The following is a 12,516-nucleotide window of genomic DNA, read 5'->3' on the forward strand; positions in this document are numbered from 1 at the left end:
CTGCCCGGCCCAGCCGTATGGAGGGGAGCGGCTACCTTTGTCCGCTCGATTTGCCACCCAGCCCTACTGCCCGTGACCCGCAAAACCGCCTCCCAGCCGCTGATTCTGATTTCCAACGACGACAGCATTCAATCGGCCGGCATTGCCACGCTCGTGCGCGTGATGCAGCGCCTGGGCGAAGTGGTGGTGGTGGCGCCCAACTCGCCGCAATCGGGCATGGGCCACGCCATTACGCTGGGCGAGCCGCTGCGGCTGGAGCGCAACTACCGCTTCGAGGGCGTGGAGGCCTACGAGTGCTCGGGCACGCCCGCCGACTGCGTGAAAGTGGCCAAGCACCACGTGCTGAAAGACCGCACCGCCGATTTGGTGGTGTCGGGCGTCAACCACGGCTCCAACTCGTCGGTGAACGTGCTGTATTCGGGCACCATGTCGGCGGCCATCGAAGCGGCCATCGAAGGGCTGCCCGCCATCGGCTTTTCGCTCTGCGACTTCGCCCACGATGCCGATTTTACGCACGCCGAGCCTTGGATCGAGCACATTGCCCGCGAAGCCCTGGCCAACGGCATTCCGGCCGGCACGGCCCTGAACGTGAACATTCCCAAAAAGTCGGACGACCCGATTGTGGGCGCCAAGCTCTGCCGCCAGGCCCGCGCCAAGTGGCAGGAAGAGTTTTTGGTGCGCAACGACCCGTATAACCGGCCCTACTATTGGCTGCTGGGCAATTTCGTCAACGAAGACCACGGCACCGACACCGACGAATGGGCGCTGGCGCACAACTACATCAGCATCGTGCCCTGCCAGTTCGACCTCACCGCCCTGCACGGCCTGACTCAGATGAACGAAAATTGGACCCTGGAACTGCCCGGCCAACCGGCCGCGCCGGTGCCGGCGCACCCGCACCCCGTGCGCCCCGAAGACTACGGCCCAGCCAATCCCAACGGCTAGGAAGTACATGAAAAAGCCCCGGCATACAGTGTCGGGGCTTTTTTGTGGCGCCAAGAGGGGCGGCGCAATGTTGGCTGGCGCGTATCTTGGCGGACTCATCTTCTGTGCTGTCATGCCTCCTTTTTCCTCCTTTTTCTCGTTGCGCCGCCTGCTGGTAGCCGGTGCGTTGCTGCTGACCGCTGCCGCCGCGCACGCCCAGCAAGTGTACGCCTACCACGACCCCTTCGCCCACACATTCTCCATCGTTGCGCGCGACGCCAAGACCGGCGACATGGCTGTGGCCGTGCAAAGCCACTGGTTTTCGGTGGGCACGGCCGTGAGCTGGGGCGAAGCCGGCGTGGGCGTAGTGGCCACGCAGTCGTTCGTCAACAAATCCTTTGGTCCTCGCGGGCTGGCCCTGCTGAAGAGCGGCAAAACCGCCCAGCAAGCCCTCGACGAGCTGCTGGCCACCGACGACGGCCGCGACGTGCGCCAAGTGGCCATTGTGGATAGCAAAGGCAACGTGGCCACGCACACCGGTAAAAAGTGCGTCGACATGGCCGGGCACCAGCAAGGCCCGCAGTTTTCGGTGCAGGCCAACATGATGCTGAACGCCACCGTGTGGCCGGCCATGGCCACCGCCTACGAGCAAAACGCCGCTCAGCCGCTGCCCGAGCGGGTGCTGGCTGCTCTCGACGCGGCCCAGGTAGCCGGCGGCGACATCCGCGGCCGCCAATCGGCGGCCCTGCTGGTGGTGCGCGGGCAGGCCAGCAACGCGCCCTGGGACGACCGGGTAGTGGATTTGCGGGTGGAAGACAACCCCGCGCCGCTCAAAGAGCTGCGTCGCTTGTTGCAGTTGCAGCGCGCCTACGACCACATGAACGCCGGCGACCTGGCCGTGGAGAAAAACGACATGCCCACCGCCGTGCGCGAGTACCAGGCCGCCGAAAAAGCCTTTCCGCAGAACCTGGAAATGCGCTACTGGCACGCCATCACGCTGGCCAACAAAGGGCAGGTGGCCGAAGCCAAAAAGCTGCTGCTGCCCATTTTTAAGCAGGAGCCCAACTGGCGCACCCTCACCGAGCGCCTGCCCAAAGTAGGGCTGCTCACGGTGAGCGAAGCCGAGCTAAAGCAGATTTTAGCCCTGAAATGATGCAGCTTTAGCAGCCCGCAACCGTCTTCATTCCTCGTTTTTCGCTGATTCTCCTGCCTATGTTCCTGCTGTTTCGTGGTTTGCTGTTGCTGCTGACGTTGTGGCTGAGCGGCTGCTCGTCTACCAAACCGGCCGGCTCGGCCGCTTCCACTATTGTATACCTGGTGCGCCACGGCGAAAAAGACACGGCCCTCGACCCCAAAGACCCGCCGCTGACGGCTGCCGGCGCGCAGCGTGCCCTAGCCCTGCGCGACTCGCTGCAGCGCCGCCCTGTCACGGCCATTTTCTCCACCGATACCAAGCGCACCCGCGCCACGGTGCAGCCACTGGCCGAAGCCAAAAAGCTGGACGTGCAGACCTACGACGCCAAACCCGTGGGACTGGCGGCGCTGGCCAAGCAAATTCGGACGCTGCCCCGCGGCAAAGCCGTGGTGGTAGTAGGCCACTCCAACACGGTGCTCGAAACCATCGAAGCCCTGGGGGCGCCGCGCCCGGTGCCCAGCATTGCCGATTCCGAATTCAACTACCTGTTTGAGGTAACCATTCCGTCGAACGACCGGCCGGCCACGGCCCGGGCACTGCGCTACGGGGCTGCGCAATAATTTCGGCGCGCCCGTAGCGGTGTAGCTTTGCGGCCATTCGTTTTCTGCTCATTCCTTGATAGTCGCCAACTACCAAGCTGCTATTTCTCCTTTCCCATGCTCCACCGCTTCCTCGTGGCCGGCTCCTTCGCGCTTGGCCTAACGTCTTTTTCGGCGCAGGCCCAAACCACTGCCGACGCCAAAACCGACTCCGTCAACATCCGCAAAATCTACGACGAGGCGCTGCTGCACGGCCAGAGCTACGACAACCTGCGCACCCTTTGCACCACCATCGGCGCGCGCCTGAGCGGTTCGCCGCAGGCCGAGCAGGCCGTGCAATGGGGCAAGCAGACGATGGAAAAGCTCGGCTTCGACCGCGTGTACCTGCAGGAGGTGATAGTGCCGCATTGGGTGCGCGGGGCCAAGGAAAAGGCCGAAGTGAAATCGAAAAAGCTGGGCAAGACGCCCAAAATCAACCTGTGCGCTCTGGGCGGCTCGGTGGGCGGCAATGCCAAGGCCGGCGTGGTGGAAGTGCGCAGCTGGGACGAACTGGCCAAGCTGCCCGATGCGCAGGTAAAAGGCAAATTCGTGTTCTTCAACCGCCCTTTCGACGACAAGCTCATTGAGCCCGGCGCGGCCTACGGCGGGGCCGTGGACCAGCGCGGCCGCGGGGCCATTGAAGCGGCCAAACGCGGGGCCGTGGGCGCCCTGGTGCGCTCCATGACCAGCGCCCACGACGACTTTCCGCACACCGGCGCCATGCGCTACGACGAAAAGGTGCCCAAAGTGCCCGCCGCCGCGCTCAGCACCAATTCCGCAGACTGGCTGAGCCAGGCCCTGAAAGCCGACCCCAACCTGGAGTTTGAGCTGGAAATGAGCTGCCAGACCCTGCCCGAGGTGAAATCCTACAACGTGGTGGGCGAAATCAAAGGCACAAAGCGCCCCGATGAAATCATTGTGGTGGGCGGCCACCTCGACTCCTGGGACTTGGCCCAGGGCGCGCACGACGACGGCACGGGCTGCGTACAAAGTATTGAGGCGCTGCGGCTGCTGCTGGCCTCGGGCTTGCGGCCCGAGCGCACCGTGCGGGCCGTGCTGTTCATGAACGAAGAAAACGGCAACCGCGGCGGCACCAAGTACGCCGAGCTGGCCAAAGCCGCCGGCGAAAAGCACCTGGCCGCCATCGAGTCGGACGGCGGTGGGTTTACGCCGCGGGGCTTTGGGGTAGAAGCGGCCCAGCCCGCCACCGTGGCGCGGGTGCAGCAGTGGGCGCCGCTGCTGGCGCCCTACCACGCCCAGGAAATTGGCCCCGGCCACGGCGGCACCGACATCGGTCCGCTGAAAGACCAGGTGAAAGCCCTCATCGGCTACGACTGCGACTCCCAGCGCTACTTCGACCTTCACCACACCGCCGCCGATACCTTCGACAAAGTGCACCGGCGCGAGCTGGAACTGGGCGGCGCGGGCATGGCGTCGCTCATTTACTTGCTGAGCAAGTACGGGCTGTAGGCGCTGCCGTAACCCCAGAGCCGGCGGAATGCGTTGGAATGGCTGTGAATTCCGCAGTCGAACCCCCACGTATTCCGCCGGCTTTGTATTTGGTAGCGGTGCTGCCGCCCGAGCCCGTGTTTTCGCAGGTCTGGGCGCTCAAGCAGGAGGTCCAGCAGCGCACCGGCTCCCGCAACGCCGTGCGCCTGCCGCCGCATATCACCCTCATTCCGCCGTTTCGGGAAGTGCCCGCCGCGTTCGAGCCGCGCGCCGTGCCGGCCTTGGCAGCGTTTGCAGCTGCGCAAGGGCCATTCGAAGTGGCACTGGACGATTTTGCCTGGTTCGGCAACCGCACGTTGTTCGTGCACGTCAGCCAGCCCGAGGCTATCCAGGCTTTTCAGGCGGGTCTCTCTGCGTTTTGCGCGAGCCAGCTGCCCGAAATTCCCCGCGAAAAGCGGCCTTTCACGCCCCACATGACCCTGGCCACGCGCGACCTACCGCCAGCCCTAGTGCCCGCCCTGCGCGACGACTTTGCGCAGCGTCACTTCTCGGCCGCCTTTGCCGTGCACAGCTTCGTGCTCTTTCGTCACAACGGCCACCAGTGGGCGCCGGTGCAGGAATTTCAATTAGGCCATCAACCCATTATCTAACAACGAAAAAGCCCCGCTACAACGCATAGCGGGGCTTTTTCGCTGGGTCGCTGCCGTGTTAGTTCTGCTCCAGAATCTGGAACAACTCGTCGAGCTTGGGCGTCAGGATAATTTCGGTGCGGCGGTTCATCTGCTTGTTGGCGGGCGTCGTGTTGGCCGCTACCGGCAGGGTTTCGCCGCGGCCCGACGGCGTTACTTGACTGGCCCCCAGGCCCGATTCGGTGAGGATGCGCGTGATTTCCGTGGCCCGCAGCACGCTCAGGTCCCAGTTGTCTTTCATGCCGGCCGTGCCTTTGGCAATGGGTACGTTGTCGGTGTGGCCTTCCACCAGCACACTCACATCCTGGTTGCCTTTCAGGGCCGTGGCCAGTTTTTTGAGGGCTTCCTGGCCTTTGGGGTCCACTTTGGTCGAGCCCGATTTGAAGAGGAGCTGTTCCGAGAGCGAAACGTAGACCTTTCCGTTTTTCAGGTTCACCTGCAGATCCTGGGCGTTAAAGCCCAGCAGGGCGTCGGCCACGCGCTGGCGCAGGGCTTTCACGGCGCGGTCCTTCTCGTCGAGCTTGTTCTGCAGGTCAGCCAAGCGCTGCTCCCGGTCCTTGAGGTTGGCCGAGAGCTGGGAGTTCTGCTGCTCAGCTCCGCTCAGGCTTTGGTTGAGCTGGTTTACCTGCTGGCTGCGCGACACCAAGCGCTGCCGCAGCTCTTCTTCAGAGCGGGCTTTGTCCTGCTCCAGGGCGGTTTTTTCTACCTGCAGCTGGTCGCGCGACTTGGCCGCGTCGTTGTACTGGTTTTGGAGGGCGGTGTATTTTTTCTGCGACACGCAGCCCGGCAACGTCGCCATGCCCAGCAGCAGCGCGGCGGCTGGCAAGGCACCAGAGAAGGGAAATTTCATGACTGATAAGGTGTGGTGAGACTTGCAACGCATTGCCGGGGGTACGACGAGGCGGGAAGCGGAGTTGTCGGGCTTGCGTTTTGCGCCCCCGAAATCGGCCCGGGCGTTGCATCCTCTGGCAAGCCGGCGTACCTTGTACGGCTTCTTCCTCCGCCGCATTTCCTTACCGTGTGATTCGACTTTTACTCCACTGGAGCTGTGTGGGCTTGCTGGGCTTGGGTAGTCTACCGGCCCCGGCCCGGCCGTTGCCCGGCCGCGCGCCGGCGCCCGAGCCGTGCTGGGTAGTGCTGCGCAACAAAGCCGGCGTGCGGTTCGACCCGGCTACCTACTTCAGCCCCCAGGCCCAGGCCCGCCGGCAGCGGCAGTACCTGCCGCCCGCCGACAGCTCCGACTTCCCGCTGCGCGCCGATTTGCTGGCCGAAGTGCAGGCCCACACCGACACTGTGCTTTTCGCCAGCCGTTGGTTCAATGCCGTGGCCTGCCGTGCTACGCCCGCCCAGCAAGCCGCCCTGCGCAGTTTGCCCGGCGTGCGGCGCGTTGAGGCGCTGGCTACCGCGCCGCTGCTGCCCGCTCGCTACTCCAAAGCCCCCAGCCGGGAGTCTCTGGGTCTGACGGCTGAGGAACGGCAACTGGCCCGGCGGCAGGTAAGCAGCCTGGGCGCCGATGCGCTGCGCCAGGCGGGCCTTGGCGGCCGCGGGCTGCGCATTGCCGTGCTCGACGTGGGCTTCGACGGCACCGATCAGCACCCCGCGTTTGCGCAGCTGCGCGCCCGGCACGGTATTGTCGCCACCCGTGACTTCGTGCGCCAGCGCGACGACGTATACCAGGGCGGCGCCCACGGCACGGAGGTGTTGTCGTGCCTGGCCGGCGTGCTGCCGGGCGGGCAGGCTTTGGGACTGGCTTCCGAGGCCGAGTACCTGCTGGCCCGAACCGAACGCCTGCACCGGGAGCTGTTTGCCGAAGAAATAGCCTGGCTGGCCGCTGCCGAGTGGGCCGACCGCCTTGGCGCCGATATCATCAACTCCTCGCTCGGCTACACCGACCGCCGTTACTTCCGCGAGCAGATGAACGGCCGCACCAGCCTGGTGGCCCGCGCCGCCAACTTGGCGGCCCGCAAAGGCATGCTGGTGGTGTGCGCCGCCGGCAACGACGGCGACGACCCGCGCTGGCGCCTCATCGGCACGCCCGCCGATGCCGACTCGGCCCTGGCGGTGGGCGGCCTCGACCCCGACACCTTCCTGGCCACCGATTTCAGTTCGTGCGGGCCGGCCGCCGGCGGCCGGCGCAAACCCAACCTGTCGGCTTTTGGGGTGGTGGTAGCGGCCAAGCCCGGCGGGGAATACGAGCGCACCGAAGGCACTTCCTTTGCCAGTCCGCTGCTGGCGGGGCTGGCCGCCTGCGTATGGCAGCAGCAGCGCGGGCTGACGGCCATGCAGCTGTTTCGGAAGCTGGAAGGGGCGGGGGGGCTGTACCCGTATTTCGACTACGCCCACGGCTACGGCTTGCCATCCGCCGAGCGGCTGTTGCATACGCCCGTAGCGGCAGCCCCAAGTTTCGATTTCCAACCAACTGCCGAGGCCGTGCAGGTAGTGGTGCGCCCCGAGGCTACAGCTCGTTTTGCCAGCCCGCTGCCGCTGTTCGCCGATTCTGTCGTAGTCGTGGACATGGCGCAAACCTCGGGCACGGCCGACCGCGCCCCCGACCCGCTCGGCCGTGAGGAGGGCGCCGCCCGCCGCTCCGGCGCCGATAATTCACCCGAGCCACTGCCCAACCCGGCCGAACTCTACTGCTACTGGCAGATAGCCGACAGCTACGGCCGGCTGCGCCGCTACCAGGTGCTGCAAGTCAACCAGCGCAATGTGCTGCGGGTGCCGCTCAGCAGCCTGGGCCCTGGTGACGTGCTGCGGGTTCACCTGGCCGGCTACACCGCTGAATTCATGAAGCCCTGATGCCGACTTATTCCGCTGGATTACTCCTGGGCCTCGGCCTGCAGCTGGCCGTGCCCGCGGCCGCCCAAACCGTGTTGCTCGACGGCGACGTGGCCGCCGATACCGCCCAGCAAACCTTCGGGCCCAACCGCCGCTTGTACCGCCACCTGTTTGGGGGCTACGCCGTGGTAGCCGGGCCCGATGCGCCGGGGGCCGAACTGCGGGGGCTGGCCTCCAACGAGCTGACCCTAGGCCTGCGCCACAAACTGCGGCTGAGCCAAACCCTGGCAGTGGGCGCCGACCTGCGCTACCTCCGCCAAACCTACGCCCTCAGCCAAAACCCGCAGAAAGCGGTGCCCTCTTCGGCGCTGCACCACCGGGAGTCGTTGGTGGTGCAGCGGGCCGATGCCGAGCTGTGGCTGCGCCTGAATGCCGGCCGCCGCGGCAACGCCATCGGCCACTACTTCGACGTAGCGGGTTGGAGCGGCTGGGTGGCGGGCACTGCGCACCATACCGAAGACAAGCCTGCCGGGGCAGCACCGGCCCGGCGCGTGCTTACTGCGGCCCACGGCCTGAATTACATGCGGCGCTGGGCCTACGGCGCCGGCGCCCGGGTGGGCTCGGGCCGCTACGCCCTGCAAGCTCGTTACCGCTTTTCCGACCTCTTTCTGCCCACCGAAACTACCAAGTTTCCCGAACTGCCCCGCTGGACGGCGGGAATAGAAATCGGGCTTTTTTAGCTGCTGCCGGCCCGGCATTGTGCAACCGCCCCGCCGCCGCTACGTACGGCCAAACAGAAGTCCTTTGGTATGAAATTAGCGGCCCTTTGCCGCCCGGGCGTTCTGCCCGGCGTTTCGTAGCTCCGCCGCTCCTGGACTGTCGAACCTTCCCCTCCTTATGAAAAAGCTGATTTTGCCTTTTGCCTTCGTTTCCTTGCTCATCCAGTCTTCGTGCGTCACCACCGACCGGGAAGTGGGAAATTCCTCTAACGCCGACAAGCTCTTCACGCCCAAACCCGAAGCCAGCCGCAGCCGCATGACCAGCAACACCGTGCTGCGCACCGTTCAGGCCCAGCACGCGTTTTCCGATACCCGCTCGAAAGACAATTTTGTACTGCTGCTGCAGGGCACCAAGGTTTCCGAGGCCAACGCCCGCTTCCTGATTATTTCGGCCAAAGGCGACACGCTCCGCAACGAGGTAATGCCCGCTTCGGCCCTCATCGATGAGCGCGACTTGCAGAACGACCCGCAGGCCAGCAGCGTGCGGGCCCGCGAAATTGCCATTCTGCAGGGCATGAACAAGTTTTTTGCCCCCGATAAGTTCACCTCGCCCGCCATTGAAAAAAAGGCTACTAATGCCCCCGAGGGCAGCGACCCGGAAGGCTGGAACGCCGTGCGCGCCGACAACCGCGCCGTAGGTTTCGACTACACCGACGCCTCGGGCCGCGAGAAACGCATTGCCTTTGCCAAAAAGCTCAACAAAGCCGTAGTGGTAGCTGAGTAAGCTTAGCCCGCTAACGCCGAACGGCCCGTTCCACCCAAGTTGTGGAACGGGCCGTTGTTGTTTACGGCCACTCGAACGCCGTTTCAAGAGCAGATATAGCGTCTTCGCTTACGTCGTAGGCCGAACCCAACCAACTTGCCCGCTGGTGCTGCGCACCAGTCGGTAGCCACTCCACTCGCCCAGCACAGCCACGCGGGAGCGGGCCGGCAAGGTGTCGAGCGGGGCGGCGGTGGGAGCAGGGTGACTCAGCAAATCGGCGGGAGTGGCCACGGCTTCGCGGCGCAACGCCTCGGGCGAAGTGGCGCGGGCCGGCACGTAGCCCAGCTGGCCCGAGGGCGCCTGCACCCGCAGCCAGTCGGCGGTGGCGCCCACTACCAGCAGCGGTGTGTGCTTGGGCAGTGTGTTGCTCGTTTTCTGGTTTTTTGGCGCGCTGGGAGCAGGCCAAAGCGCGGTTTGACTCCCCGTCAGGCGCACCCACTGCCCGAGTCGTTCGGGCGCGGTGTGAGGTGCTGGCGGAACCGCATCGGCGCGGCGTACGAAGGGAAACGGGTCGACGGCACCCTGCCCGCCACGATACACGCCGAAGTGCAGGTGCGGCGGGGTCGTGCGGGCGTTGCCGGTGTTGCCCACCAGCCCCAGCGTATCGCCGATGCGCACCACCTGCCCCGCCTGCACCAGCTGTTGATCCAAGTGAGCGTAGTAGAGGTGCTGGCCGTGGGCGGCATCGGCCAGCCACACCACACGGCCCCCGCGTGGGGTTTCGTTGACGCGGGTAATCATGCCGGGCGCTGCGGCTACCACGGGCGTGCCGCGCTTGGCAAAAATATCGATGCCCTCGTGGCGGCGGGTGCCGTTGTCGCGGTCGGCTCCCCAAAACGAACCAGCAGCGGCGTCGCTTTTGCCCTGCACCGGAAAGGCCAACGACGGCCCGCGCAGAATGCGCACCGTGAAGCGGCCGGCGCGCAGCAGCTCGGGCTGCACGCGCAGCAAGTGCTGCCGGTCGTCCGGGGCTTCGTAGCTGAAGGTGCGGCTGGCGGTATCGGCCGAAGCCACGGGGCGGAGCCGGTTGTCGGTCGGGCTTAGTTCAAACGCATCGAGAAATACGCGCACGTCGGCGGTGGCCGGCTCCACGGTGAGGCTGATGGTAATTTGTTCCCCCGTGCGGACGGCGTAGCGGTAGGATGCCGCAAAAGCCTGATCGGCGCGAAAAATGCCGGTTTCGCGGAACGGCAGCGTTACCACCAGCGAGTCTTGCAGGGCGCGGTCGGCGGCGGTGAGCCAGTCGCGGCCCAGCGCGGTTTGGTCGAGGCCGGCCTGGCGGAGCTGGCGGGCGTAGGCGTCGTGGGGCGTGCGGGGCTGGCTGAAAATGCCCTGGAGCGTCTGTTGCTTGCCGCAGGAAATCAGCAGCGGAAGGACTAGCAGGATATAGAAAAGCCGGCCCAGGGGTCGGCGCGTAGTCGGTTGGTACATACTGCCTCAACACCGCCGCCCGGCGGCAGGTTCGCGCCGCACGACTTGGTTGCGGCCTTGTTTCTGCAAAGCGGTGGCTGTTTCTAAAGAAGGGTGCCAGTCGCAGAAGGACTATTATTGAGTGTTTATTGGGCCATTGTCGCCTTGCTATGTTTTCCGCCGCACGCATTCTCGCCATTCGAAAAAGCAAAGGATATTCGCAGGAGCTGCTGGCCGAGCAGTCGGGTGTGAGCCTGCGCACCGTTCAGCGGGTTGAGCAGGGCGAAACGGTGCCGCGCGGCCACACCCTGCAAGCACTGGCCACGGCTCTAGGCGTCACCCTCGATGACTTTCGCCCGGAGCCCACTACGCCGGCTGTGCCAGCCTTGGCGCCGCTGACTGCTCCGGAGCTTCTGCCGACTTCAACTCCTGTGGGCCTGCGCGCCGATCCGCAGTTTCTGCAACTGCTCAACCTGAGTGCCCTCAGCTTTCTGGCGCTGCCCCTGCTCAATATTGTGGTGCCCCTGTTGCTGTGGCGCGCCCGGCGGCACGAGGTGGCGCACGTGGCCGACATTGGCCGCCGGGTGGTGGGGTTTCAGGTGCTGTGGCAGGTGGGGTGCTTCTTTGCCTACCTGCTCTTGGTGCTGGTTCACTGGGTGGCGGCGCGGTATTACCACCTGCGAATACCGGGCACGTTTTTGGTCTTGCTGGTGGTCAGCTACCTGCTGAATGTGCTGGTCATTGGCCGCAATGCCTTGCGGCTTCGCCGCGGAAACCTGAGTGTTTACCGGGTTTGGCTCTAAAAGCAAGAGCCTGACAGCAAGGAGAATACCGCAAATGGCGGCCAAATGACGGCCTAATGACGCAGGGCGCAGGTGCCGAACGGGGTAGGTTTGACGGCATAAACCAGTCGGGCTGATTCCCAATGAAAACCCTGCGTACCATTTTCCTATCGGTGCTGGCCCTGCTAGTGCTCAGCAGCCTCGGCGGCTACTTGTATTTCCAGCGTACGTTTCAGCCCCCGGCCAATCAGCTCACGGTTTCACGCCTGCCAGCCAGTTGCTCCTTCGCCTGGCAGGCCGACTCGTCGGCGCAGCCCGTGGTGCCGCATGCCCAAATGCTGGTGCCGGTGCGCGTGCCCGGCTGCGCCCGCACGTGCTACTTGCAGTTTGATACCGGCGCACCCTACACGCTGCTCTACGCGCATCCGCTGGCGGCGCTGCGGGCCCGGCACCCCGCAACCCAAGCGGCGCTGCTGCCCAGTGCCGATACGGTGCGCAACTTCCAATTCGCACTGGGCCGGTCGCCGGTGCAGGTTCGGCGGTTGCCGGTGCTGCGCTACGGTGCTCACCAATTGCCCGCCGATACCGCCCAGCCCTTCGTCATCGGCACCCTGGGCACCGACGCGCTTGACGGCCGCGTTTTGGTAATCGACTACGCGCGCCGCCGCTTCACGCTCGACCGGCGGGTATCCGACACCCTGGCTCGCCGGACCGACTTTGTGCCTCTGGCCTTCGACAGCCGCCGCGTGCTGCTCAAGCCCGCATTTCAAGGCCAGGCACAGCAGCTCATGTTCGATTCCGGCAGCAGCGCTTTTGCCTTGCTCACCAGCCAATCCCGCTGGCTGGAGCTGGCCCAGCCGACGGCAGGTGCGCGTACACGGCCCGTCAATTCCTGGGGCAAAACCCTCACGGCCCACACCGCACCCACTACCACCAGCCTGGGTTTCGGACCAAGCACGGTACCACTCGGAACGGTTACCTACATCGAGGGCACCAGCTGGTCGCAGAACATGATGATGCGCGTGAGTGGCATGGGCGGCATGTTGGGCAACGAGCCGTTTGCGGCCCGCATCGTGGTGCTCGATGTGTCGGGCGGGCGTTTCGGGGTGGTGCGGCCGTAGGCTCGGGCAATGGGCGGTTGTCGGGAGGGCGGTTACCTTTGCGCACCG

12 protein-coding genes are annotated in these 12,516 nt (G+C 65.2%); 10 read left to right on the top strand and 2 right to left on the bottom strand.

Annotation, left to right across the window (positions count from 1 at the left end; all coding sequences use genetic code 11):
• Positions 1-66 precede the first annotated feature (66 nt).
• The 5 genes from surE (at position 67) to F0P96_RS03650 (ending at position 4,796) form a co-directional block, all read left to right on the top strand.
• Positions 67-945: a 5'/3'-nucleotidase SurE gene (gene surE, locus F0P96_RS03630; RefSeq protein ID WP_420840942.1), complete on the top strand. Its 879-nt coding sequence runs from the start codon at positions 67-69 to the stop codon at positions 943-945.
• Between the two features lie 112 nt (positions 946-1,057).
• A complete protein-coding gene (locus F0P96_RS03635) occupies positions 1,058-2,077 on the top strand; it encodes a DUF1028 domain-containing protein (RefSeq protein ID WP_151077367.1) in 1,020 nt (339 codons plus the stop codon).
• Positions 2,078-2,136: 59 nt separating this feature from the next.
• Positions 2,137-2,679, top strand: a complete 543-nt coding sequence (locus tag F0P96_RS03640; protein WP_151077368.1) for a SixA phosphatase family protein — start codon at positions 2,137-2,139, stop codon at positions 2,677-2,679.
• Between the two features lie 96 nt (positions 2,680-2,775).
• Positions 2,776-4,167 carry a M20/M25/M40 family metallo-hydrolase gene (locus F0P96_RS03645; RefSeq protein WP_151077369.1) on the top strand — a complete coding sequence of 464 codons (1,392 nt, stop codon included), beginning with the start codon at positions 2,776-2,778 and terminating at the stop codon, positions 4,165-4,167.
• Positions 4,168-4,250: 83 nt separating this feature from the next.
• Positions 4,251-4,796, top strand: a complete 546-nt coding sequence (locus tag F0P96_RS03650) for a 2'-5' RNA ligase family protein (protein ID WP_160619982.1) — start codon at positions 4,251-4,253, stop codon at positions 4,794-4,796.
• Between the two features lie 58 nt (positions 4,797-4,854).
• Here F0P96_RS03650 and F0P96_RS03655 read toward each other — a convergent pair whose 3' ends face one another.
• The gene (locus tag F0P96_RS03655) at positions 4,855-5,685 is read right to left on the bottom strand and encodes an OmpA/MotB family protein (RefSeq protein WP_151077371.1); all 831 of its coding nucleotides are present in this window, start codon (positions 5,683-5,685) and stop codon (positions 4,855-4,857) included.
• A 170-nt stretch (positions 5,686-5,855) separates the two neighbouring features.
• Here F0P96_RS03655 and F0P96_RS03660 point away from each other — a divergent pair, with 170 nt between their 5' ends.
• From F0P96_RS03660 to F0P96_RS03670, 3 genes are all read left to right on the top strand, one after another.
• Positions 5,856-7,634, top strand: coding sequence for a S8 family serine peptidase (locus tag F0P96_RS03660; protein ID WP_160619980.1), 1,779 nt, complete (start codon positions 5,856-5,858; stop codon positions 7,632-7,634).
• On the top strand, positions 7,634-8,353 hold the full coding sequence (locus F0P96_RS03665; RefSeq protein WP_151077373.1) for a hypothetical protein: 720 nt from the start codon (positions 7,634-7,636) through the stop codon (positions 8,351-8,353). The genes F0P96_RS03660 and F0P96_RS03665 overlap by 1 nt, the downstream gene beginning before the upstream one ends.
• A 157-nt stretch (positions 8,354-8,510) precedes the next feature.
• Positions 8,511-9,116 carry a hypothetical protein gene (locus F0P96_RS03670; protein WP_151077374.1) on the top strand — a complete coding sequence of 202 codons (606 nt, stop codon included), beginning with the start codon at positions 8,511-8,513 and terminating at the stop codon, positions 9,114-9,116.
• Positions 9,117-9,224: 108 nt separating this feature from the next.
• On the opposite strand, the gene F0P96_RS03675 is transcribed toward F0P96_RS03670, so the two are convergent.
• Positions 9,225-10,586, bottom strand: a complete 1,362-nt coding sequence (locus F0P96_RS03675) for a M23 family metallopeptidase (protein ID WP_151077375.1) — start codon at positions 10,584-10,586, stop codon at positions 9,225-9,227.
• A gap of 149 nt (positions 10,587-10,735) precedes the next feature.
• On the opposite strand from F0P96_RS03675, the gene F0P96_RS03680 reads away from it, so the two are divergent.
• Positions 10,736-11,368 carry a helix-turn-helix domain-containing protein gene (locus tag F0P96_RS03680; RefSeq protein WP_151077376.1) on the top strand — a complete coding sequence of 211 codons (633 nt, stop codon included), beginning with the start codon at positions 10,736-10,738 and terminating at the stop codon, positions 11,366-11,368.
• A 122-nt stretch (positions 11,369-11,490) separates the two neighbouring features.
• Positions 11,491-12,468 carry a hypothetical protein gene (locus F0P96_RS03685; RefSeq protein ID WP_151077377.1) on the top strand — a complete coding sequence of 326 codons (978 nt, stop codon included), beginning with the start codon at positions 11,491-11,493 and terminating at the stop codon, positions 12,466-12,468.
• Positions 12,469-12,516 lie beyond the last annotated feature (48 nt).

This window comes from Hymenobacter busanensis (assembly GCF_008727865.1).
Classification (GTDB): Bacteria; Bacteroidota; Bacteroidia; order Cytophagales; family Hymenobacteraceae; genus Solirubrum; species Solirubrum busanense.